This window comes from Roseateles sp. P5_E11 (assembly GCF_054049355.1).
Genome location: NZ_JBFUMO010001086.1, coordinates 1 through 921, shown reverse-complemented (window position 1 = coordinate 921; position 921 = coordinate 1). Strand labels below are relative to the sequence as shown.

General features: G+C 65.8%; 2 protein-coding genes. Both read right to left on the bottom strand.

What is annotated here, in order from left to right; all coding sequences use genetic code 11:
• Positions 1 to 328, bottom strand: a 328-nt coding sequence (locus tag ACXJKR_RS33595) for a hypothetical protein (RefSeq protein WP_457326550.1), incomplete at its 3' end; no start/stop codon positions are given.
• A gap of 5 nt (positions 329 to 333) precedes the next feature.
• Positions 334 to 921: maltose ABC transporter permease MalG (gene malG, locus ACXJKR_RS33590; RefSeq protein ID WP_457326548.1), on the bottom strand; the 588-nt coding region annotated here is incomplete at its 5' end.

Here is a 921-nt window from a genome sequence, read left to right as displayed (position 1 = left end):
GGCGCAGCGTCTGCTCCCCCTTGAAGTCGCGCTTGAGGTTGCCACCGGCACCGCGAGCCGGGTCGCCCTTGGCGTCGCCGCCAAAGGTGAGGGCGGCCGTCCAGTCCTCGTCGGCCAACTTGAACTCCTGGGTGCCCTGGGACTTGAGGTTGAGGTAGTAGGCGTCGCAGCGGTACTCGAACGCGTGCTCATCCTGGGCCGCCCAGTTGTTGAGGCCACCGCGCAGATAGAGCGTGGCGTCGCCGAGAGGTGCGGGTTTGCAGGCGGCGGCATGAGCCGCAGGGGCGAGCGAAAGCAGCGCTGTACACAGCGCGAGGGTCTTCAACATGCGAGTCAGCCTTTAACGCCGCCAGCAGTCAGGCCGGAGACGATCCAGCGCTGCGCCAGCAGGAAGACCAGCGTGATCGGCAGGCCCGACAGCACGGCCGCAGCCGCGAAGTCGCCCCACAGGAAGCGCTGGTCGTGCAGGAAATATTTGGAGCCCACCGCGAGCGTGAGGTTGCCCTCTTCACGCAGCAGGATGGACGCCACCGGGTACTCGATGATGGTGCCGATGAAGGCCAGCACGAAGACCACCATCAGGATGGGCACGGCCATGGGCAGCAGCACGCGGCTGAACGCCTGCCAGTGCGTGGCGCCGTCGACCTTGGCGTTCTCCTCGATCTCGACGGGGATGGTCTCGAAGTAGCCCTTGATGGTCCACACATGCGTGGCGATACCGCCCAGGTAGGCGAGCACCAGACCGGCATGCGTCTCGATGCCCAGCGCCGGCACATAGGTGCCGATGGTCTCGAAGATGGCGTAGATGGCCACCAGCGCGAGCACCGGCGGGAACATCTGCAGCAGCAGCATGCCGTTGAGCACCGGCTTGTCGAAGCGGAACTTCATGCGCGCAAAGGCATAGGCCGCGCTGGTGGAGAT